General features: G+C 40.2%; 19 protein-coding genes. All 19 read left to right on the top strand.

The window, feature by feature from the left end:
- Positions 1 to 94: 94 nt before the first annotated feature.
- The 19 genes from pyrH (at position 95) to pnp (ending at position 22,309) form a co-directional block, all read left to right on the top strand.
- A complete protein-coding gene (gene pyrH, locus NON16_RS14330; RefSeq protein ID WP_257350018.1) occupies positions 95 to 817 on the top strand; it encodes a UMP kinase in 723 nt (240 codons plus the stop codon).
- 1 nt (position 818) lies between these two features.
- Positions 819 to 1,376 (top strand): ribosome recycling factor, encoded by a 558-nt coding sequence (gene frr / locus NON16_RS14325; protein ID WP_257350017.1) that lies wholly within the window; start codon positions 819 to 821, stop codon positions 1,374 to 1,376.
- A 200-nt stretch (positions 1,377 to 1,576) separates the two neighbouring features.
- On the top strand, positions 1,577 to 2,344 hold the full coding sequence (uppS, locus tag NON16_RS14320) for an undecaprenyl pyrophosphate synthase (protein WP_257350015.1): 768 nt from the start codon (positions 1,577 to 1,579) through the stop codon (positions 2,342 to 2,344).
- Positions 2,345 to 2,361: 17 nt separating this feature from the next.
- The gene (locus NON16_RS14315; RefSeq protein WP_257350012.1) at positions 2,362 to 3,159 is read left to right on the top strand and encodes a phosphatidate cytidylyltransferase; all 798 of its coding nucleotides are present in this window, start codon (positions 2,362 to 2,364) and stop codon (positions 3,157 to 3,159) included.
- A 24-nt stretch (positions 3,160 to 3,183) separates the two neighbouring features.
- Positions 3,184 to 4,332, top strand: a complete 1,149-nt coding sequence (locus NON16_RS14310; RefSeq protein WP_257350010.1) for a 1-deoxy-D-xylulose-5-phosphate reductoisomerase — start codon at positions 3,184 to 3,186, stop codon at positions 4,330 to 4,332.
- Positions 4,333 to 4,345: 13 nt separating this feature from the next.
- Positions 4,346 to 5,605: an RIP metalloprotease RseP gene (rseP, locus tag NON16_RS14305; protein ID WP_257350009.1), complete on the top strand. Its 1,260-nt coding sequence runs from the start codon at positions 4,346 to 4,348 to the stop codon at positions 5,603 to 5,605.
- Between the two features lie 176 nt (positions 5,606 to 5,781).
- On the top strand, positions 5,782 to 7,491 hold the full coding sequence (locus NON16_RS14300; protein WP_257350007.1) for a proline--tRNA ligase: 1,710 nt from the start codon (positions 5,782 to 5,784) through the stop codon (positions 7,489 to 7,491).
- 48 nt (positions 7,492 to 7,539) lie between these two features.
- Positions 7,540 to 11,838 (top strand): PolC-type DNA polymerase III, encoded by a 4,299-nt coding sequence (locus NON16_RS14295; protein WP_257350006.1) that lies wholly within the window; start codon positions 7,540 to 7,542, stop codon positions 11,836 to 11,838.
- A 456-nt stretch (positions 11,839 to 12,294) separates the two neighbouring features.
- Entirely contained in the window at positions 12,295 to 12,765 is a 471-nt protein-coding gene (rimP, locus tag NON16_RS14290; protein WP_257350003.1) for a ribosome maturation factor RimP, read from the top strand.
- Between the two features lie 30 nt (positions 12,766 to 12,795).
- Positions 12,796 to 13,887: a transcription termination factor NusA gene (nusA, locus tag NON16_RS14285; RefSeq protein WP_257350181.1), complete on the top strand. Its 1,092-nt coding sequence runs from the start codon at positions 12,796 to 12,798 to the stop codon at positions 13,885 to 13,887.
- Positions 13,888 to 13,902: 15 nt separating this feature from the next.
- Positions 13,903 to 14,175, top strand: a complete 273-nt coding sequence (rnpM, locus tag NON16_RS14280) for an RNase P modulator RnpM (RefSeq protein WP_257350002.1) — start codon at positions 13,903 to 13,905, stop codon at positions 14,173 to 14,175.
- Position 14,176: 1 nt separating this feature from the next.
- On the top strand, positions 14,177 to 14,479 hold the full coding sequence (locus NON16_RS14275) for a YlxQ family RNA-binding protein (protein WP_257350001.1): 303 nt from the start codon (positions 14,177 to 14,179) through the stop codon (positions 14,477 to 14,479).
- A 16-nt stretch (positions 14,480 to 14,495) separates the two neighbouring features.
- Positions 14,496 to 16,694, top strand: a complete 2,199-nt coding sequence (infB, locus tag NON16_RS14270; protein ID WP_257350000.1) for a translation initiation factor IF-2 — start codon at positions 14,496 to 14,498, stop codon at positions 16,692 to 16,694.
- Positions 16,691 to 16,969 (top strand): DUF503 domain-containing protein, encoded by a 279-nt coding sequence (locus tag NON16_RS14265; RefSeq protein WP_257349999.1) that lies wholly within the window; start codon positions 16,691 to 16,693, stop codon positions 16,967 to 16,969. Before infB ends, NON16_RS14265 begins: the two co-directional genes overlap by 4 nt.
- Positions 16,970 to 17,012: 43 nt before the next feature.
- Positions 17,013 to 17,363 (top strand): 30S ribosome-binding factor RbfA, encoded by a 351-nt coding sequence (rbfA, locus tag NON16_RS14260; RefSeq protein ID WP_257349998.1) that lies wholly within the window; start codon positions 17,013 to 17,015, stop codon positions 17,361 to 17,363.
- Between the two features lie 236 nt (positions 17,364 to 17,599).
- Positions 17,600 to 18,508 (top strand): tRNA pseudouridine(55) synthase TruB, encoded by a 909-nt coding sequence (gene truB, locus NON16_RS14255; RefSeq protein WP_308216615.1) that lies wholly within the window; start codon positions 17,600 to 17,602, stop codon positions 18,506 to 18,508.
- A gap of 17 nt (positions 18,509 to 18,525) precedes the next feature.
- The gene (gene ribF / locus NON16_RS14250) at positions 18,526 to 19,467 is read left to right on the top strand and encodes a bifunctional riboflavin kinase/FAD synthetase (protein ID WP_372508813.1); all 942 of its coding nucleotides are present in this window, start codon (positions 18,526 to 18,528) and stop codon (positions 19,465 to 19,467) included.
- A gap of 141 nt (positions 19,468 to 19,608) precedes the next feature.
- On the top strand, positions 19,609 to 19,878 hold the full coding sequence (gene rpsO / locus NON16_RS14245) for a 30S ribosomal protein S15 (protein WP_236332504.1): 270 nt from the start codon (positions 19,609 to 19,611) through the stop codon (positions 19,876 to 19,878).
- Between the two features lie 325 nt (positions 19,879 to 20,203).
- A complete protein-coding gene (gene pnp, locus NON16_RS14240; protein ID WP_257349995.1) occupies positions 20,204 to 22,309 on the top strand; it encodes a polyribonucleotide nucleotidyltransferase in 2,106 nt (701 codons plus the stop codon).
- The last annotated feature ends 265 nt before the right edge of the window (positions 22,310 to 22,574 follow it).

Genomic DNA, 22,574 nt, shown 5'->3' with positions numbered 1-22,574 from the left:
CACTTCTTAGAACCGAAAAATAGGGGACACGCAATGTGTTCCCTATTTTTCAAGCAAACCCATATAATGTAGGAAACGCTGATGGAGGGAAAAGATGAGTACACCGAAATACAACAGAGTGGTCTTAAAGTTAAGCGGAGAAGCATTGTCAGGAACGATGGGCTATGGGATCGAACCTGGCGTAATCCAATCAATCGCAACTCAAGTTAAGGAAATCGTTGAAATGGATGTTGAGGTTGCTGTTGTCGTTGGAGGAGGGAACATTTGGAGAGGTATTGCAGGTAGTGATATGGGAATGGACCGAGCTACCGCTGATTATATGGGGATGCTTGCGACAGTTATGAACTCACTAGCTCTTCAAGATAGTCTCGAAAATATTGGTATTCAAACAAGGGTGCAAACCTCCATTGAAATGCGTCAAGTTGCTGAACCTTATATCCGTCGTAAAGCGATAAGGCATCTTGAGAAGAAGCGTGTTGTCATTTTCGCAGCCGGTACTGGGAATCCTTACTTCTCAACGGATACTACAGCGGCTCTCCGTGCAGCTGAGATTGAAGCAGAAGTCATATTAATGGCGAAAAACAATGTTGATGGCGTTTACTCTGCTGATCCTAAAATGGATGAAAGTGCAACGAAATATAACAAACTTTCGTATCTCGAAGTGCTAAAAGAAGGCTTAGGTGTTATGGATTCAACAGCCTCTTCACTTTGTATGGATAATGACATTCCATTAATCGTATTCTCGATCATGGAAGAAGGAAATATCAAGCGTGTTATCGAAGGAGAAAATATTGGAACTGTAGTAAGGGGGAAATAACATGTCAAAAGAAGTTATGCAACAAACAGATGATAAGATGAATAAAGCAGTTGATTCATTTCGTAGGGAATTATCAACCTTACGTGCTGGACGAGCTAATCCTGCTCTTCTTGATCGCGTGAATGTAGATTATTATGGTGCTGCAACTCCATTGAATCAAATGGCAAACATTTCAGTACCTGAAGCTCGTTTGCTTTTAATTCAACCGTATGATAAGTCAATAATTGGTGACATCGAGAAAGCTATTCAGAAAGCTGAACTCGGTCTAACACCTTCCAATGATGGAGATGTTATCCGTATTGCTATTCCTGCATTAACAGAAGAACGTCGTAAGGAACTTGTTAAGCTTGTTAAGAAGTATGCGGAAGAAGGTAAAGTAGCTGTTCGGAATGTCCGTCGTGATGCTAATGACGATTTGAAAAAGCTCGAAAAGGGCGGAGAAATGACGGAAGATGATTTGAGACATTATAGTGATGAAGTCCAAAAGCTAACAGACAAATTTGTTGCTGAAATTGATTCGATCTCTGCAGCAAAAGAAAAAGAAATCATGGAAGTCTAACAGAATTCAAGTTAAAATAAGATAAGTGAAAAGGAGACATGACTCATCGGTGGGCTGTCTCCTTTATAAAAAGGGTTGACTCCCTGGTTTGAGTCACCCCTTTTTTTACCATACATAGTTCTGTAAAATTGTACATTTTTAACCGATTGCCTTTAGGGTTATCCTTTTGGGACCAAGTTTTCTTAACTGGAGGATACACGATGCTGAACAAGCTTGTAAACTTAACAAAATCAAATAAAGAAACGAAAGACAGTATCGAATTGGATCGTAGCCGGGTTCCAAATCATATTGCTATCATCATGGATGGAAACGGAAGATGGGCTAAAAAGCGAGGACTACCTAGAATTGCTGGCCATCGTGAGGGTATGAAAGTGGTGAGAAAGGTTGTTAAACATGCAAACGAACTTGGTGTTCATGCATTAACCTTATACGCCTTTTCTACTGAAAACTGGAAAAGACCTAAACCTGAAGTTGAATTTATTATGAAATTACCTGAGCAGTTCTTACTCACTTATTTACCGGAGCTCATTAAAGAAAACGTTCAAGTTCGCACTATTGGGCAAAGGGAAGGAATTCCAGCTTACACTCAAAAGGCTGTAAATGAAGCGATCGAAAGAACGAAGCACAATAGTGGTCTCGTTTTGAACTTTGCATTGAATTATGGTAGTCGATATGAAATAACCGAGGCGGTACGTCAATTATCGAAAGATGTGGAAAAAGGAACTATAAGGGCTGAGGATGTTAATGAAAAATTAATAGGATCCTACATGATGACAAATGATATAGGTGATCCTGAGCTCTTGATCCGAACCAGCGGAGAGATCCGTTTAAGTAATTTTATGTTATGGCAACTCGCTTATACGGAATTATGGTTTACAGATGTGTACTGGCCTGATTTTTCAAAAGAAACTCTCGAAGAAGCGATTCTAGAGTATCAACGTAGGGGCAGAAGGTTTGGAGGGGTATAACCCTTAGGAGGAAAATAATGAAGGAACGTATTATTACTGGACTGTTAGCGGCATTAGTCTTCATTCCAATCGTATTTATTGGTGGAATATGGTTCTATATTCTTATTGGAATCATGTCAATTATGGCATTACGTGAGCTTATAAGAATGAAGGGCATAACACTCTGGGATTTTGCTGGCAGTGTCTCCTCTGTTATGGTATTAATTCTCATCATTCCAGGAGTGCTTAATGAAAAGATATTTACCGGTGATTCGATTAAAATCTCAACGATCATAATTGGTTTTCTTTTGTTGCTTACTTGGACGGTTATTACAAAAAACCGTTTCTCTTTTGAGGACGCTAGTTTTGTGTTAATGGCAACGCTTTATATTGGCGTTGGTTTTTTATATTTAAATGAAACGCGCGCATTAGAGAATGGAGTAGAAAGTATCTTTTTTGTATTATTAATTGTCTGGGCTACAGATTCTGGAGCTTATTTCATTGGCAAGTCAATTGGAAAACGAAAGCTATGGCCAGTAATCAGTCCAAATAAGACGATTGAGGGTTCTCTCGGAGGTTTGGGCTGTGCGATTCTCGTAGCTGTGATTTATCAAATGATATTCCCGATTTACTCTACTGTGACTTTGGCTATTCTTGCTGCAATTGTGATTGGTATCTTTGGTCAAATAGGAGACCTAGTAGAATCTGCCTTTAAACGTCATTATGAAGTTAAGGATTCAGGGACACTGCTTCCTGGTCACGGTGGAATACTTGATCGGTTTGACAGCATATTATTCGTTTTGCCGATCTTACATATCTTGCAACTGATGTCTTAATCAGCTTGTTGAATGGGGGAAACTATGAAAAACATTAGTGTGTTAGGGGCTACTGGTTCAATCGGTACTCAAACACTCGAAGTAATACGAGCACACCCAGACCAATTTTGTCTCACCTCACTTTCTTTTGGAACCAATGCGACACTTGGGGTCAAGTTCATTAATGAATTTCGCCCAAAGCGTGTGTCTGTCGCCACAAGAGAGATTGCTGAAGAAATAAAAGGGACTATTGATACGGCTTGTCAAGTATACTATGGGGAAGAGGGTTTGATGGAAGTTGCTGTAGATCCTGATTCTCAGATACTAGTTAATGCTGTTATGGGAAGTATTGGTCTGAATCCGACAATGGCAGCAATAGAAGAGAAAAAGACGATCGCCCTGGCAAATAAAGAAACGTTGGTGACTGCAGGACATATCATTATGGAGAATGCTCGAAAGCACGGCGTAGAAATTATACCGGTGGATAGTGAACATTCTGCGATCTATCAATGTCTTAACGGGGAGAACATCAAGGAAATGTCGAAAATGATCGTGACAGCTTCTGGTGGGAGCTTTCGTGATTACTCAAGAAAAGACTTAGAGGGTGTTACCGTTGAACAGGCTTTAAACCACCCAAATTGGTCGATGGGATCGAAAATAACAATTGATTCAGCAACTATGATGAATAAAGGTCTTGAAGTCATCGAAGCACATTGGTTGTTCAATACTCCTTACGATAAAATTGACGTCCTTTTACATAGGGAAAGCGTCATTCATTCAATGGTTGAATTTATTGATGGAAGTGTAATAGCTCACCTTGGAACACCTGATATGAAAGTTCCGATCCAATATGCACTTACCCTTCCAGATAGACTTGAAGTGTTAAAGGGAAAAAGGTTAAACTTAGTAGAGGTCGGTCAACTTCACTTTGAAGAAATGGACTTACAACGCTTTCCTTGTTTACGTTTCGCATTTGACGCAGGAAGAATCGGTGGTACACTCCCGACTGTACTGAATGCAGCAAATGAGGCAGCAGTAGGGGCTTTCCTTAAGGGACAAATTCGTTTTCTTGATATTGAAGTATTTATTGAAAAAGCATTAGAGCAGCACGAATCAATTAAGGAACCGACCCTTGATGAAATTCGCCAGGTCGATCATATGTCACGTGAATATGTGCAATCACTTCTTGTATAAAGGTGGTCAATAAATGAATACATTTATCGCGATTGTTATTATATTTGGTGCCCTCGTATTTTTTCACGAATTGGGTCACCTAATGCTTGCAAAGAGGGCAGGGATCCTATGCCGGGAATTTGCAATCGGCTTTGGTCCGAAAATCTTCTCTTCCAAAAAAGGAGAAACACTATACACGGTTAGGTTGCTGCCATTAGGCGGTTTTGTAAGGATGGCTGGAGAAGACCCTGAGGGCATTGAAATAAAGCCTGGAGCACGAGTAGGTTTAGCTTTTGACGACAGTCATCGTATTAAACAAATTATCATAAATCAACTGTCTAAATATCCAAATGCAAAGGTTGTTACAGTAGAACACGCCGATCTAGAACGAGAGCTTATCATTCGAGCACATGTAGATGAAGAACTTTCGGAAACCTATACAATCCATCCTGAAGCAGACTGTATACAGGATGGAGTACCGACACAAATCGCTCCATTTGATAGACAATTCGGCTCAAAGTCATTGCTAAACCGTTTTCTTGCTATTTTCGCAGGTCCGTTTATGAATTTCTTGTTAGCGTTTGTTCTTCTAGCTGTTTATGCATTAACCCAAGGAATACCACTGAATGAATCAAAGCTTGGGAAAATAGACCCTGGTGGACCCGCTGCTGAAGCAGGATTACAAAAAGGTGATCAAGTTCTTTCGGTAGACGGTGACGCTGTAAATACATGGGAAGAGCTAGTGACGATTATTCAAAAAAACCCAAAGGAAGAATTACAGTTCTCGATTGAACGTGATGGGGAAACAATGGCTGTTCCGGTGACACCGGGTGAAAGAAAGGCTCAGCAAGGTGGAGCTGAGGGATTTGTTGGTGTATATATGCCAACAGAAGTGTCGTTTCTTGGATCTTTAAAGTATGGAATTGAGAAAAGCGGTCAACTAACCGTAGCCATCGTTCAAGCGCTTGGACAACTAGTGACCGGACAAATTTCAATTGATAATCTATCAGGTCCTGTCGGGATCTATCAATACACGGATAAAGCAGCTGATGAGGGTGCTTTCGTGCTTCTCCAGTGGGCCGCATTTTTGAGCATCAACCTTGGGATCTTTAATCTTTTACCGCTTCCGGCTTTAGACGGAGGAAGGTTGACCTTCCTAGCACTTGAAGGGATTCGTGGCAAACCGATCGATCCACAAAAAGAAGGAATGGTCCATTTTATTGGATTTGCGCTATTAATGTTACTGATGATTGTGGTGACCTGGAACGATATCCATAAGTTTTTCATTCAGTAAATTTGTACGTTGGCAATCGCCTCGATTGGGCCAGGCGATTGCCGTTTTTTACACGTTAAGAAAGTATAAAAATACTTTCTATAGTATAAGCGCAACTAAGGCGATCGCCAGCGCTAAGGCTTGGCGCTAGCCAAGTTTTCTTTATTTAAAGATAATTTCTAAGAAGAGGTGTCAAGATGAGACAAAGTCATTTTTACAGTCCAACATTACGGGAAGTCCCAGCCGATGCTGATGCCAAAAGCCATCAACTTTTATTGCGAGCTGGATTTATACGACAAAACGTGTCAGGTATCTATTCATTTTTACCGCTTGGAAAGAGAGTCCTTCGCAAAATTGAAACGATTGTTCGTGAAGAAATGGACGGGATAGGATCTCAGGAAGTTTTGATGCCTGCACTGCAACCATCTGAGTTATGGGAAGAATCGGGAAGATGGCATACATATGGGCCTGAACTTATGCGTATGAACGATCGCCATGATCGGACGTTTGCATTAGGTGCCACCCACGAGGAACTGATTACTAGTCTAGTTCGAGATGAAGTGAAATCATACAAGAAATTACCAATGGTATTATATCAAATTCAGACGAAATATCGAGATGAAAAGCGTCCCCGTTTTGGACTTCTACGTGGAAGAGAGTTTATTATGAAGGATGCTTATTCATTTGATGCTGATCAAGAAGGCTTGGACAATAGTTATAACAATATGTTTAACGCATACAAAAATGTGTTTTCCCGCTGTGGATTGAACTTTCGCGCGGTTCTCGCTGATTCTGGCGCAATGGGAGGAAAGGACACCCACGAATTTATGGTTCTTGCTGATATCGGGGAGGACACAATTGCTTACTCAAGTGGCTCCGAATTTGCAGCAAATGTGGAAATGGCTCCTGTAAAAATCAATTACTCCAAAATGGATACAGCTCTTCAAAACAAAGAAATCGTACAAACTGAGAATATAAAGTCGATTAATGAGGTTACGGAATATCTTGATGTGTCGGCAAGTGAATGTATTAAATCACTGCTTTGGATCGCCGATGATCAACCTGTCCTCGTCCTCGTTCGTGGTGATCACGAAATCAACGATATTAAGGTAAAAAATGTACTCAGCTCTCAAGTCATTGAATTAGCAACAGAAGAGCAGACAAGGGAAATCCTTGGTTGTGAAGTCGGGTTTATAGGACCGATAATGATTCCTGATCAAGTCCGAGTCATTGCGGACAATGCCGTTCAATTCATTGTCAATGGAGTTTGTGGTGCAAATGAACGAGACAAGCATTTTATAAATGTAAATCCTGAACGTGATTTTCAAGTAGAATTTTATGAAGATCTTAGGTTTATTACAGAAGGGGATCCTTCTCCAGATGGCAAGGGTAATATTGTTTTTGCAAAAGGGATTGAGGTTGGTCATGTATTTAAACTTGGCACACGATACAGTGAATCGATGAACGCTCAATTTTTGGATAAGAACGGAAAATCTTCATCGATTATAATGGGATCATATGGAATCGGGGTTTCAAGAACGCTAGCTGCAGTGGTTGAACAAATGCATGATGAAAACGGTATTCTATGGCCATCTACTCTTACACCATTCGATCTTCACTTGATATGTGTAAATCCTAAAAAGGATGATCAGTCCGCTCTTGGAGAGAGATTGTATGATCAATTAAAAACGGATCGTTGGGATGTCCTTTACGATGACAGGAAAGAACGTGCAGGTGTTAAGTTTACCGATGCGGACCTTATCGGGATTCCAATTCAGATCATCATTGGAAAACGGGCTGACGAAGAAATCGTTGAAGTAAAGAACCGTCAAACAGGGAACAAAGCCGAGGTGTCTGTTTCTGATTTAAAGCAATTTCTATCAAACCTTCAAACTGAAATCCGGTAAGTTCATTTTAAAATATGTAGTTCGTAATGGAAAGGGGCCGAAGTGGTCATGGAAGATCTAGATATTCGTACACAGAGGCTGAGGCTTTTACTAGAACAAATCGCTTTCCCAGAAGATAAGAAGAACTGGTTTGAGGAAGGGTATGTTCAAAAGCTTTCAATAAATAAAGAGCAAAAAAAATGGACTTTTCATATTCATATCAAACAACCACTACCATACACAGTGTTTCAATTGTTTCATACTTTACTGCAAGAAGCGTTCCAAACTATCGCTACAACGGATAGTGTGATCCATTGTGCTGATAATAAACTTTCAGGTGAACTATTTCAAGGGTACTGGGGACGTAGCTTGGAACAATTGAAAGAGAGCTCGCTGCCCGTTAGAGAGATGCTCAGTGCACGATTACCCGAACTTGTGGGCAATAAAGTTACGGTTACGGTAACAAATGACGCCCAGTCCATGTTATTCCAGAGGAAATTAGCACCTGCTCTTGGACAAGCATTTGTTAAATTCGGTTTCCCTCCCCTTTCTTTTGATACAAAAGTAGAGAGAAACGAAGATGATTTTCAAAGGTTTGTAGAACAACGAGCGCAAGAAGATAAATCAAAGGTATTAGCAGCATTGATGGAAAAAGAGAAGGCCGAGAAAAAAATCGCAAATGGAGTTTCACAAGAACGTCTTAAGATTGGTTATGGCATAAAGGATGAACCTGTTGAAATACAGTCGATCGTAGATGAAGAGCGGAAAATTACGGTCCAAGGATACGTATTTGATGCTGAAACACGCGAACTACGTAGTGGCCGCTTGTTATTAACGTTCAAAATAACAGATTACACAGATTCAATTCTAATAAAAATGTTTTCGCGGGATAAAGAGGATATTCCGAAGCTGCAATCTCTTAAAAAAGGAATGTGGGTGAAAGCACGCGGTGGAATTCAAAATGATACATTCGTAAGGGATCTTGTGATGATCGCCAATGATGTTGAAGAATTAAAACCTGCTTTACGACAAGATGAAATGACCGAAGAAGAAAAGCGTGTTGAACTTCATCTCCATACACCTATGAGCCAAATGGATGCAATCAGCTCAACCTCTTCACTAGTAGAACAGGCAGCGAAGTGGGGGCATCCAGCTGTTGCTATTACGGATCATGCGGTCGTACAATCCTATCCGGAAGCTTATTCAGCAGGGAAGAAGCATGGAATCAAAGTGATATTTGGACTAGAGGCAAACCTTGTTGATGATGGAGTACCCATTGCATACAACGATCAAGATCGATCCTTGTTGGATGAGACATATATCGTATTTGACGTTGAAACGACAGGTCTGAGCGCGGTTTATAATAAAATAATTGAGCTCGCAGCTGTTAAGGTAAAAGATGGAGAAATTATAGATCGATTTGAGTCGTTTGCCAATCCTCACCACTCATTATCGCAAACAACGATCGAACTGACAGGAATTACCGATGATATGGTTTCAAGCGCTCCTGAAATCGAAAAGGTTTTAGAAGACTTTCATCAATTTATTGGTGACGACATTCTAGTTGCCCATAATGCTAGTTTTGATATGGGATTCTTAAACGTTGGATTTCGAAAGATTGGTATCGGAGAAGCGAAAAACCCTGTCATTGACACACTGGAATACGGCCGTTTTCTTTATCCAGAGTTCAAGAACCATCGCCTTAACTCATTATGTAAAAAGTTTGATATCGAACTGACACAGCACCATAGAGCAATTTATGATGCAGAGGCGACGGGATTCTTATTATGGAAGATGGTCAAAGACGGTGTTGAAAAAGGAATTGTAAATCATAACGAATTAAACGATCATATGGGTGAAACAGGATTCGAAAGAACTCGCCCTTCTCACTGCATACTTCTTGCAAAAAACCAAGAAGGATTAAAAAATATTTACAAGCTTGTTTCAGAGTCTCATATGAATTATTTTTATCGTACACCTAGGATCCCTCGTTCTAGGCTGACTAAATACCGTAATGGATTACTTGTTGGATCAGGTTGTGATAAAGGGGAAGTTTTTGAAGGAATGATGCAAAAGTCTCCTGAAGAGGTAGAGGAAATCGCGAAATTTTATGATTATCTTGAAATCCAACCCTTAAGTAACTATAACCACTTAATTGAACGAGAGCTCGTTCAGGATCAGCTTGCATTACGGGAGATCGTGTCGAATATAGTCAAATTGGCCGAGAAGCAAGATAAAGCAGTGGTAGCAACGGGAAATGTTCATTATTTGAATGAAACAGATAAAGTTTATCGACAAATATTGATTGCTAGTCAAGGGAATGCCAATCCCTTAAATCGTCAACAAATGCTACCGGATGTTCATTTCAGAACGACAAATGAAATGCTGGAATGCTTTTCGTTTCTCGGTGATGAAAAGGCGAAAGAAGTTGTCATAGCAAATACGCAAAGGATTGCTCAAGAAATCGATGAAGTAAAACCAATACCAGATGATTTGTATACACCCAAAATCGAGGGAGCAGACGACGAAGTTCGTAACATGAGCTATGAGCGTGCAAGGAGTATATATGGAAACAATTTACCTGAAATCGTGGAGCATCGGCTGGAAAAAGAGCTGAAAAGTATCATCGGCCACGGATTTGCCGTTATTTATCTAATTTCACATAAGTTAGTAAAAAAATCATTAATAGATGGTTATCTCGTAGGGTCAAGGGGATCCGTCGGTTCTTCCTTCGTCGCAACGATGACGGAAATTACCGAAGTAAACCCATTACCTCCGCATTATGTTTGCCCTTCTTGTAACCATTCCACCTTCTTCGACGATGGATCGGTAGGTTCAGGTTTTGATTTACCTGATAAGAATTGTGAAGAATGTGGTACGACATATACAAAAGATGGACATGATATTCCATTTGAAACATTCCTTGGCTTCAAGGGAGATAAAGTACCAGATATCGATTTGAACTTTTCGGGTGAATACCAACCAAGAGCCCATAATTATACGAAAGAACTTTTTGGTGAAGGTTATGTATATCGGGCAGGTACAATTGGTACTGTTGCAGAGAAGACGGCATACGGCTATGTAAAGGGTTACGCGTCGGATCATAATTTACACTATCGATCTGCAGAAATTGATCGCCTTGTTTCTGGATGTACAGGTGTTAAACGGACGACAGGTCAGCACCCAGGTGGAATTATCGTCGTCCCAGATTATATGGATATATACGATTTCTGCCCGGTTCAGTTTCCTGCAGATGATAAGAATTCTGAATGGAAAACGACTCACTTTGATTTTCACTCAATTCATGATAATTTACTGAAGCTCGACATTCTTGGTCATGATGACCCAACGGTGATTCGTATGCTCCAAGATTTAAGTGGGATTGATCCGAAGACAATTCCTACTGATGATAAAGAAGTTATGAAGATCTTCAGCGGTACAGAATCGCTGGGGGTTACTGAAGATCAGATCATGTGTAAGACCGGTACGCTTGGAATCCCTGAATTTGGAACACGCTTTGTAAGACAGATGCTTGAAGAAACGAAACCAAGTACGTTTTCTGAACTTGTCCAAATCTCAGGACTATCACACGGAACGGATGTCTGGCTCAACAACGCAAACGAATTAATTGCGAATGGAACCTGTGAGCTAAAGGATGTTATTGGTTGTAGAGATGACATTATGGTTTATTTAATTTATAAAGGACTCGAACCTTCTCTTGCCTTCAAAATCATGGAATTCGTACGTAAAGGTAAAGGACTCCAGGAAGAGTGGATCGAAGAAATGAAGAAACATGATGTACCGGATTGGTATATCGATTCCTGCTTGAAAATCAAATACATGTTTCCGAAAGCCCATGCCACTGCATACGTATTAATGGCTGTCAGGATTGCCTATTTCAAAGTACACCATCCAATCTGGTTCTATGCAGCCTACTTTACAGTACGTGCTGATGACTTTGATCTCGACGCAATGGTTAAAGGACTTACAACAATTCGACATCGGATCGATGAAATTAACCAAAAAGGATTAGAAGCATCACCTAAAGAAAAGAGTTTGCTTACTGTTCTTGAAATCGCCCTTGAAATGTGTGAAAGAGGTTTTGCGTTTAAGAAAGTAGACCTCTATCGCTCTTCTGCATCCGAATTTATAGTTGAAGACAATGAGTTAATTCCACCATTTAACGCGATTCCAGGACTCGGCACCAATGCTGCGATCAATATAGTCAAAGCGAGAGAAAATGGCGAATTTTTGTCAAAAGAAGATTTGCAGCAGCGTAGTAAGATCTCAAAGACAGTGCTGCAGTATTTAGAAGATCAGGGTTGTTTGGAGGGGTTACCGGACGCGAATCAACTATCCCTCTTTTAGAGGTTGTTCAAAAAGTCCGGTAAAAATAGCTGTCGAATTTCTTCGTTGCTCGGTCTCTTCGGTCCTCACGTATTAATAGCATACGNAGAGGTTGTTCAAAAAGTCCGGTAAAAATAGCTGTCGAATTTCTTCGTTGCTCGGTCTCTTCGGTCCTCACGTATTAATAGCATACGTTCCGGTCCTCGAGACTTTTCGCGCCTCGAACTTCTCGGCTCTTTTTATCCTCCTTTTTGAACACGCACTTTTGGAGTGGAAGTTTAAAAAGTCCCAGAATACCCATCAGTTGCAAGCTGATGAACGTTTATGGTATAGTAAATTTGGAAATACTAGTGAATAGGTCGTCTCGGAAAGAGTGGGTTTCAAACCCGCTCTTTCATTATGTTTGACATCTTTTCAGTGCGGAAAATGTAAATATTGAGACATGAAAACGTTACGGTTATTAAAGGAGGACCATTCATGAGCAAAAAGGTGACCGAGATAGCAGAAGAGCTTGTTATCCCTATACTAGAATCGATGAACCTTGAACTTGTTGATGTCGAATTCGTTAAAGAGGGTAAGAACTGGTTTTTAAGAGTATACATTGACAGCGATGAAGGTGTTGACATCGAGGAATGTGGAAAGGTAAGCGAACAGCTTGGTGGGAAGCTGGATGAACTCGATCCAATTCAAGAAGCCTACTTTCTAGAAGTTTCTTCACCAGGTGTTGAGCGACCATTGAAAAAAGAGCAGGATATTCGTAAGGCAATCGGGAAATTGGTTCATATAAAAACCTATGAACAGATTGAAGGACAAAAAGAGTTTGAAGGAACATTAGTCAATTTTGATGGGAACGATTTAACCATTGAGATACGTGTAAAAACTCGAATTAAATCAATGTCGATACCCTATGACAAAGTTGCGAATGCACGTCTAGCGGTATCATTTTAAAATAAGGGGGAGAGTCCAGTGAGCGATTTAATGGATGCATTAACCGTTCTTGAAAAGGAAAAAGGAATCAGTAAAGACGTTATTGTTGAGGCAATTGAAGCAGCATTGATTTCAGCATATAAACGTAACTTTCATCAAGCGCAAAACGTGCGTGTGGATTTTAACCAAGGAACTGGTAGTGTAAAAGTATTCGCGCGAAAAAACGTTGTTGAATTAGTAGAGGACAGTCGTTTAGAAATCCCTCTAGATCAGGCTAAAGAAATGAGTCCGCAATATGAGGTCGGAGATGTTGTAGAACTTGAAGTTACTCCGAAGGACTTTGGGCGAATTGCTGCACAAACTGCAAAACAAGTAGTGACACAACGTGTTCGTGAAGCAGAACGCGGAATTATTTTCTCTGAGTTTATCGACCGCGAAGAAGATATTATTACAGGAATTGTCCAACGTCAGGATCATCGGAATATGTATGTTGATCTTGGTAGAGTAGAGGCATTGCTACCAGTTACTGAACAAATTCAATCAGAACGTTATAAGACAAATGATCGAATCAAAGTCTTTATCACAAAAGTTGAAAAAACAACAAAAGGTCCGCAAATTATGGTTTCTAGAACACACCCAGGACTTTTAAAACGTCTGTTCGAACTTGAAGTGCCGGAAATTTATGATGGTACGGTAGAGATTAGATCCATTTCACGAGAAGCCGGAGACCGGTCGAAAATTTCAGTACATGCAGAAGACCCTGAGGTAGACCCAGTTGGCTCATGTGTCGGACCAAGAGGTCAACGCGTTCAGACGATTGTAAACGAGCTTAATGGTGAGAAGATTGACATTGTACGCTGGTCAAATGATCCGGTTGAATATGTTGCAAATGCATTGAGCCCTTCTAAAGTTGTAGAGGTCCAAGTTAAAGAAGAAGAAAAAATGACTCGTGTGATCGTACCCGATTATCAATTGTCGTTAGCGATCGGTAAACGAGGTCAAAATGCTAGATTAGCCGCAAAATTAACAGGCTGGAAGATTGACATCAAGAGCGAATCAGAAGCAATAGAACAAGGATTATTCAATCCTAACAAAGCAGCTGATGAAGGCCAGGATATCGTCGAGGATGAACTGGAAGGGTAAAAGGAGAGGGAAACGATGAAGAAACGGAAAATTCCAATGCGAAAATGTGTGGCTTGCCAAGAAAACAAGCCGAAGAAGGAACTGATTCGTATTGTCCGTACTCCAGATGGAGAAATTTCGATTGACCACTCCGGCAAAAAATCTGGTCGGGGCGCATACATTTGCAATTCACAAACGTGTTTTGAACTAGCACATAGGAAGAAATCATTACAAAATCAATTGTCAACTCAGATTGATGATTCGATTTATGAAGAGCTTAAGAAGCAAGTCAGCGAAACGAGGGAATAGAATGAAATCACCCTGGACATCGTTGCTGGGCCTTGCCAATCGGGCAGGGAAATGTATATCTGGCGAAGAGCTTGTCATTAAAGAAATCCGACATAATCGTGCTCAAATCGTTTTGCTTGCCGAAGATGCGTCCGCAAACACTCGAAAAAAAGTGATTGATAAATGCACTTATTATCATGTTCCTTACTATTTCGTTCCAAACCGATACGAATTAGGAAATGCAATTGGAAAAGAACAACGGGTAACCGTTGCTGTGATCGATAATGGATTTGCCAAAAAATTAAAAACCCTAGTCGATCAATAATCTTGGGGGTGACAAAATGAGTAAGATGCGCGTCTATGAATTTGCAAAAAAATATAACGTACAAAGTAAAGATATTATTCAAAAATTAAAAGGAATGGATATAGAAGTATCCAACCACATGTCTATGATCGATGATAATACAGCAGCTAAATTAGAAAAATCGTATCAATCGTCAAAACAAGAACAAACTAAAAAAAATGTAGACAATAAGCCGCAAAGACCAACAAACCAGTCAGCTAATAAGTCCACGGGGAATAAACAAGCAAAGCGGCCTAATGAAAACAAATCAAACAGTGGTGATAATCAATCGATGGGTAATAAACCGAAGCAGGACAATAAGTTTAAAAAGAATAATCAAGCAAATAATAATAATCGTGGAAACAACCGTTCAAATAATCGAGGGAATAAACGACGCCCTGGAAACGATTTCAAACCAAATAATACTGCAATCAAACCGAAAACACCGGAGAAAATTACATTTGAGGGATCATTGACAGTAGGTGAATTAGCCAAAAAGCTGCACAAAGAATCCTCTGAAATCATTAAGAAATTAATGGGTCTAGGCGTTATGGCTACAATTAACCAGGAACTTGATAAAGAAACAATCGAGCTAATCGGTGCAGATTACAGTGTTGAGGTTGAAGAAGAGATCATCATTGATGAAACAGACTTTGAAAGTAACGAAATCGTTGAAGATGAGTCGTTGTTGTCAATCCGACCACCTGTCGTAACGATTATGGGACACGTTGACCACGGAAAAACAACGCTCCTAGACTCGATCAGAAACACGAAGGTAACCGCAGGTGAAGCTGGTGGTATAACTCAGCACATTGGTGCCTATCAGATTGAAGAAAATGGAAAGCCGATTACATTCCTTGATACACCAGGTCACGCAGCATTCACTACCATGCGTGCACGAGGAGCACAAGTTACGGATATTACAATCCTCGTCGTTGCAGCCGACGATGGAGTAATGCCTCAAACAATTGAAGCCATTAACCATGCGAAAGCCGCAGAAGTACCAATTATTGTGGCCGTGAACAAAATTGACAAAGAAGGTGCAAACCCTGACCGTGTCATGCAAGAATTAACAGAGCATGGCCTGATCCCTGAAGACTGGGGGGGAGATACGATCTTCGTCAAGCTCTCTGCACTTAACGGTGAAGGGATTGACGGATTACTTGAGATGATTCTTTTGATTTCAGAAGTGGAAGAATATAAATCTAATCCAGATCGTTTTGCGAACGGAACAGTTATTGAAGCACAATTAGACAAAGGACGCGGTCCAGTCGCGACCCTGCTTGTTCAAGGTGGTACACTTGAAATTGGTGACCCGATTGTTGTCGGGAATGCATTCGGCCGTGTCCGCGCAATGGTGAACGATCTTGGTCGCAGAGTTAAAAAAGTGGGTCCATCGACACCTGTTGAGATTACAGGGTTGAACGATGTTCCACATGCAGGTGACCAATTCCGTGTCTTTAAGGACGAAAAGAAAGCACGTTCAATTGGTGAAACGAGAGCTAAACGACAAATTGAACAACAGCGAAAAGAAAGCTCGAAGCTCAACTTAGATGATCTCTTTGAACAAATCAAAGAGGGCGCAATCAAGGAAATTAATGTCATTATCAAGGCCGATGTGCAAGGTTCTGTTGAGGCGCTCGCAGGTGCTCTTAACAAAATCGATGTAGCAGGCGTAAAGGTAAAGATTATACACACAGGTGTCGGTGGAATTGCCGAATCAGATATTATCCTTGCATCCGCTTCAAACGCGATCATCATTGGATTTAATGTGCGTCCGGATAACAATGCGAAACGTACAGCAGATGTTGAAAAGGTGGATATCCGTCTTCACAGAATTATTTATAATGCAATTGATGAGATTGAAGCTGCAATGAAAGGAATGCTCGATCCAGAATTTGCTGAAAAGGTGATCGGCCAAGTTGAAGTTCGAACAACGTTTAAAGTATCTAAAGTTGGAACAATTGCTGGCTGTCATGTTACAGAAGGTAAGATTACAAGAGATGCAGGAGTTCGCTTAATTCGAGATGGAATTGTCATCTATGAAGGTGTCGTAGATACACTTAAACGATATAAAGATGATGCGAAAGAAGTTGCTACAGGTTACGAATGTGGAATAACTCTTGACAAGTTCAATGACATTAAAGAAGGCGATATTATCGAAGCCTACGTCATGGAAGAAATTAAACCGAAATGATTGGGAGTTTGAAGTGTGAGTGTCATATTTATGATGCTCATTCTTTAAAAGATAAACGATCTGTTGTCAAGAAAGTGACCCAACGGCTAAAGAATAACTATAACGTTGCTGTTGCAGAAACGGATCACCTTGACTTGTGGCAAAGGTTTGAAATAAGCGTTGCAACTGTGTCGAAAGATAAACAAATGATTGAAAAAGAATTACAAAAAATAATTAAGTTTATCGATCGATTTGATGAATTTGAACTCACAAGTTACGAAATAGAACTTCTTTGATTTGAAATACCTTCGTCAAGATAGACGAAAAGAGGTGCATACGATGTCAAATGTTCGTGCAAATCGAGTCGGCGAGCAAATGAAAAAAGAGCTTGGAGAGATCATCGGTCAAAAGATAAAGGATCCTCGTGTTGGATTTGTGACCGTTACCGCAGTTGAAGTAACTGGGGATTTACAACAAGCCACTGTTTTTATTTCAGTATTCGGGAATGATGAAGAAAAAGCGAATACGTTAGCTGGCCTTGCCAAAGCTACAGGATTTATTCGATCAGAAATCGGAAAGCGAATTCGCTTACGAAAAACACCCGAAATTCTTTTTGAGTTTGACCATTCGATTGAATATGGGAATCGGATTGATACGTTGCTTACCGATATAAACAAGCAACGTGATTAGTTTAGTGTAAAGGGGTTGACCTACAGAGAGGCATTTGGATTGTCTGACTCCTCTTAAAGCGTCGGCTCCTTTTCTTTTTGTTTTACATAAAGAGGATGTTCAATAAGTCAAAGGTCAACAGGAGGTAAATCGGCTTCGATGTTCGTACAGAAAGTTTTGGGTCTAGTCGAACTTCCCTTAATCTGCACCGAATATAAACAATTTTCATGACAGGAAGAGAGGACGTATTTTTGCGTATTTTAATTGATGGAATAATCCCCTTGCTTAAACCTTCAGGGCTTACTTCTCATGATTGTGTCGCACGATTGCGAAAGTTACTTGGCACAAAAAAGGTTGGGCATACAGGTACATTAGACCCTGCAGTTACTGGAGTGTTGCCAATATGTATCAATCGAGCTACAAAGGTTGCAGAATATATGAGTGACTACAACAAAACATATGAGGCTGTTGTATCATTGGGCTCCTCGACCACCACAGAAGATCAAACTGGTGAAATTATTGAAACGACACCAGTAGGAGAATTGAGTAAATCAGAAATAAATGCGGTACTAAAAGAATTTGTAGGAGACTTAACACAAGTACCTCCAATGTATTCTGCAGTCAAAGTGAACGGAAAAAAGTTATATGAATACGCACGAGCAGGTGAAACTGTAGAGCGTCCATCTAGAAAAGTCCATATACACTCTATACATCTACTTTCTCAAATTACGAGGGATGAATCTGGTAGTGTAACTTTTAAAGTTCGAGTATCCTGCAGTAAAGGAACATATATACGTACACTAGCAGTTGATATTGGCAAAAGGTTAGGCTTGCCTGCACACATGGCTTCTTTAGTACGAGTACAATCAGGTCCATTTAACATAGAAGACTCCATTTCGTTTGAAGAATTAGAGGATGCAGTTAAAAATGACACTTTGACATCGCATCTATTACCAATTGAAAAGGCATTGAAAATTTTCCCATCAGTCACGGTTTCTGCTCAAGAAGAAAAGCTTGTATTAAACGGCTCGGTTCTTCAAGAGACTGAATACCTTTCCAATCCAAGGACTGCCGTTTATAATGAACAAGGAGAGTGTTTGGCCATTTACAAACCACATCCGACACGTCCTGGATGGGTCAAACCTGAGAAGGTGATTAAAATATAGAACAATAGGTGGTTCGTTTGAAGACATTCCGAATAGAATACCCCGATTTGAATAAAGAACTGAGAAAAGAACGTGAAGCTGTACTAGCGATTGGTTATTTCGACGGCATTCATCTTGGTCATAAACATGTGATTGAGACAGCCAAGCACATTGCAGATGAGCGAGGTTATGAATCGGCAGTAATGACCTTTGACCCTCATCCATCTGTTGTCCTAGGTAAGGGTGACAAAGAACTGGCTCATATAACACCCGTTATAGACAAGGAAAAAATAATTGAAACGCTTGGAATTGACCGATTATATATCGTGAATTTCAGTAAAGAGTTTGCTGCATTGACACCACAGAACTTCGTGGATTTATTTATTATTGGATTTAATATCAAGCATGTCGTAGCTGGATTTGATTTTTCCTTTGGTAAAAAAGGAGAAGGGACAATGGAAACCCTGCCATTCCATTCACGAGAGAAATTTGGTCATACGGTTATCCATAAGGTATCAATAAATGGAGAGAAAGTCAGTTCAACCCTAATTCGCAAGTTAATTCGAGAAGGGTCTGTCAGTGAGATTCCTACTTATATGGACCGTAACTATCAAATTCGCGGATCGGTGGTTCATGGTGATAAACGTGGCAGCACGATAGGCTTTCCTACTGCAAACGTGGTTCCATCGGATACATATATTTACCCTGCAACCGGTGTATATGCTGTTAGAATGTTTGTAGAAAATGAGTGGTGTGAGGGTGTATGTAACGTTGGATATAAGCCGACCTTCTATAGCGAACAAGCTTCTGTTCCATCAATTGAAGTCCATCTGTTTTCTTTTGATCGGTTTATATACGGTAAAGAAGTTACTATCGAGTGGTGTAAGAGGCTACGTGCTGAGAAAAAGTTTTCATCTATTGATGAGTTAATCCAACAAATTTCAATAGATAAAGAAAGAGCAAACCATTATTTCCAATAATGATAAGTTGGAATAGGTTGCATTTCAAGTTAAAAAGATGTATTCTTGAACATGTACAAATGTACAGAACCGTTTCTTGGCACAGCGAATCACCGACGTTTGCTAGGGAACCGGGGATTATAAGAAAAGGAGGTGAATAGGATGGCTATTTCACAAGAACGTAAGAATGGATTGATCGAAGAATATAAGACTCATGATAATGACACTGGGTCTCCTGAAGTACAGATTGCTATCCTTACTGAGCAAATTAACGAGTTAAACGATCATTTACGAACTCATAAGAAAGATCACCACTCACGTCGTGGTCTTCTAAAAATGGTTGGTAAGCGTCGTAATTTGTTAACGTACCTAAGAAAAAAAGACGTAACACGATACCGAACACTTATCAACAAGCTTGGTTTACGTCGATAGTCACAAAAAAGCGGGTTCTCCCCGCTTTTTTGCACGTTTAGAAAGTATAAAAATACTTTCCATAGTATAAAGTAAAACTGAGACGGTCACCACGCTTAAGGTGGTTGTAGTTTGATTTTTTACACGTTAAGAAAGTATAAAAATACTTTCTATAGTATAAGCGCACCTAAGGCTCAGCCGGCGCCAAAGGCTTGGCTGAGCCAAGTTTTCTTTATTTACCTCTTAGAAAATGTTCAAAAGTACCGTCCACTTTTTGAATACATACTTTTGGGTTATAATAATACTAATAAGATTATTTTTGAAGTTCGAGAGGAGTTCTCACAAAATGGAACAAAATAAGCAAGTGTATTCCCTGGATTGGGCTGGACGAAAGCTAACCATCGAGGTTGGGAACCTAGCTAAACAGGCGAATGGATCCGTAATGGTTCGCTATGGCGACACAGCAGTACTATCAACTGCAACAGCATCAAAAGAACCGAAGAATTTAAGTTTTTTCCCATTAACTGTAAACTACGAAGAACGTCTGTATGCAGTAGGTAAGATTCCAGGCGGTTTTATTAAACGGGAAGGAAGACCTAGTGAAAGAGCAGTTCTTACTTCGCGACTGATTGACAGACCGATAAGACCGTTATTTGCTGAAGGTTTCCGTAACGAAGTACAAGTAATTAGTATCGTCATGAGTGTTGATCAGGATTGTTCATCTGAAATGGCAGCAATGTTTGGGTCTTCTTTAGCTCTTAGTGTTTCTGACATTCCTTTTGAAGGACCAATTGCTGGAGTTACAGTGGGACGAATTAATGGAGAGTTTATCATAAACCCGACCGTGGGACAGAAAGATGAAAGTGACATTAACCTCATTGTTGCCGGTACGAAAGACGCAATTAACATGGTAGAATCAGGTGCTGACGAAGTACCAGAAGAAATCATGCTCGAAGCGATTATTTTTGGTCACGAAGAGATTAAGAAGCTGATTGAATTTCAAGAACAAATTGCTTCTGAAATTGGTAAAGAAAAGATGGAAGTAAAGCTCCACCAGCTTGATGCAGATCTAACGGAAGAAGTCCGTGGTAAGTTTATCAATGATATAAAGGAAGCTGTAAAAGTAATTGAAAAGCATGCTCGTCGAGATGCATTAAATGCGGTTACAGAAAAAGTTCTTGCTGAATATGAAGAAGATGAAGAAAAAGCAACAGAAGCCAAGGAAATTTTACATACGCTTATAAAAGGAGAGGTTCGCCGGTTAATATTGAAAGATAAGGTGCGACCAGATGGAAGAAAAATTGATGAAATTCGTCCATTATCTTCTGACATTGGTTTATTACCAAGAGCGCATGGTTCTGGATTATTTACCCGAGGACAAACCCAAGCATTAAGTATTTGTACACTTGGTGCACTTGGAGATGTTCAAGTGTTAGATGGACTTGATACTGAAGAATCCAAACGATTTATGCATCATTATAATTTCCCACCATTCAGTGTTGGTGAAACCGGCTTTATGCGTGGACCAGGACGCAGGGAAATTGGACATGGAGCATTAGGTGAACGAGCACTTGAAGCCGTTGTCCCCTCAGAAGACGAATTTCCATATACAATAAGACTTGTTAGTGAAGTACTCGAATCGAACGGTTCTTCTTCACAGGCGAGTATTTGTGCAAGTACGATGGCAATGATGGATGCGGGTGTTCCTTTGAAAGCACCAGTTGCTGGAATTGCGATGGGACTGATCAGTGATGGAGAAGAAGTTACTGTTTTAACGGATATCCAAGGAATGGAAGACCATCTTGGTGATATGGACTTCAAGGTAGCTGGGACCAAGAAAGGTGTTACAGCTTTACAAATGGATATTAAAATCTCTGGAATTAATCGAGATACTCTTCAAGAGGCGATGTTCCAAGCTCGTGAAGGTAGAATGGCAATACTCGATTCAATGATGAGTACGATTCCTGAACCGCGTAAAGAGCTATCTCAATATGCACCAAAGATCTTAACAATGAAGATTAATCCGGATAAAATACGGGATGTTATTGGACCTAGTGGGAAAATGATTAATAAAATTATTGAAGATACAGGCGTTAAAATCGATATTGAACAAGATGGTATGGTCTTTATTGCTTCTTCAGATGAATCGATGAATCAAAAGGCAAAGCAAACGATTGAGGACCTTGTCCGCGAAGTAGTGGTTGGTGAAATGTACCTTGGTAAAGTAAAGCGTATCGAAAAGTTCGGTGCCTTCGTTGAGCTATTTAGCGGTAAAGACGGACTCGTTCATATTTCGGAGCTTGCTGAAGAACGTATTCCTAAAGTGGAAGATGTCGTCAAGCTTGGAGACGAAATTCTAGTCAAAGTTACCGAAATTGATAATCAAGGTCGCGTCAACCTTTCTCGAAAGGCCGTTATAAAAGAACAGAAAAAAGCCCAAGAACAAAAGTAAGAGTCGGATGAGTTGATCCGTCTCTTTTTTTATATAAATAATACATAAAAGTTTGCTGCATCGATGCAATGTCTAGCTTCAGCGCCCAGGTGCTCGAGGTCGCTTCGATTCTTCCACAAACACAAAAAGCGTGTTATGTTGCAGAACCTCCAGCGCTAGTCACACCTGAACAGGGCGCTTCCGCTTTTCTATAATGTCTAGCTTCAGCGCCCAGGTGCTCGAGGTCGCTTCGATTCTTCCACAAACACAAAAAGCGTGTTATGTT

Origin of the sequence: Pseudalkalibacillus decolorationis (genome assembly GCF_024609785.1) — a bacterium.
Lineage (GTDB): Bacteria > Bacillota > Bacilli > Bacillales > Fictibacillaceae > Pseudalkalibacillus > Pseudalkalibacillus decolorationis.
This window is presented reverse-complemented; position numbering and strand designations above follow the sequence as displayed.

What these genes read in the sequence shown, in the direction of transcription:
- NON16_RS14275 (WP_257350001.1), top strand. Translation starts at nt 14,177, where the DNA reads ATGAAATCACCCTGGACATCGTTGCTGGGCCTTGCCAATCGGGCAGGG.
- rseP (WP_257350009.1), top strand. Translation starts at nt 4,346, where the DNA reads ATGAATACATTTATCGCGATTGTTATTATATTTGGTGCCCTCGTATTT.
- nusA (WP_257350181.1), top strand. Translation starts at nt 12,796, where the DNA reads ATGGATGCATTAACCGTTCTTGAAAAGGAAAAAGGAATCAGTAAAGAC.
- rpsO (WP_236332504.1), top strand. Translation starts at nt 19,609, where the DNA reads ATGGCTATTTCACAAGAACGTAAGAATGGATTGATCGAAGAATATAAG.
- NON16_RS14295 (WP_257350006.1), top strand. Translation starts at nt 7,540, where the DNA reads ATGGAAGATCTAGATATTCGTACACAGAGGCTGAGGCTTTTACTAGAA.
- rbfA (WP_257349998.1), top strand. Translation starts at nt 17,013, where the DNA reads ATGTCAAATGTTCGTGCAAATCGAGTCGGCGAGCAAATGAAAAAAGAG.
- rimP (WP_257350003.1), top strand. Translation starts at nt 12,295, where the DNA reads ATGAGCAAAAAGGTGACCGAGATAGCAGAAGAGCTTGTTATCCCTATA.
- NON16_RS14310 (WP_257350010.1), top strand. Translation starts at nt 3,184, where the DNA reads ATGAAAAACATTAGTGTGTTAGGGGCTACTGGTTCAATCGGTACTCAA.
- NON16_RS14265 (WP_257349999.1), top strand. Translation starts at nt 16,691, where the DNA reads ATGATTGGGAGTTTGAAGTGTGAGTGTCATATTTATGATGCTCATTCT.
- uppS (WP_257350015.1), top strand. Translation starts at nt 1,577, where the DNA reads ATGCTGAACAAGCTTGTAAACTTAACAAAATCAAATAAAGAAACGAAA.
- NON16_RS14300 (WP_257350007.1), top strand. Translation starts at nt 5,782, where the DNA reads ATGAGACAAAGTCATTTTTACAGTCCAACATTACGGGAAGTCCCAGCC.
- infB (WP_257350000.1), top strand. Translation starts at nt 14,496, where the DNA reads ATGAGTAAGATGCGCGTCTATGAATTTGCAAAAAAATATAACGTACAA.
- pnp (WP_257349995.1), top strand. Translation starts at nt 20,204, where the DNA reads ATGGAACAAAATAAGCAAGTGTATTCCCTGGATTGGGCTGGACGAAAG.
- frr (WP_257350017.1), top strand. Translation starts at nt 819, where the DNA reads ATGTCAAAAGAAGTTATGCAACAAACAGATGATAAGATGAATAAAGCA.
- rnpM (WP_257350002.1), top strand. Translation starts at nt 13,903, where the DNA reads ATGAAGAAACGGAAAATTCCAATGCGAAAATGTGTGGCTTGCCAAGAA.
- NON16_RS14315 (WP_257350012.1), top strand. Translation starts at nt 2,362, where the DNA reads ATGAAGGAACGTATTATTACTGGACTGTTAGCGGCATTAGTCTTCATT.
- pyrH (WP_257350018.1), top strand. Translation starts at nt 95, where the DNA reads ATGAGTACACCGAAATACAACAGAGTGGTCTTAAAGTTAAGCGGAGAA.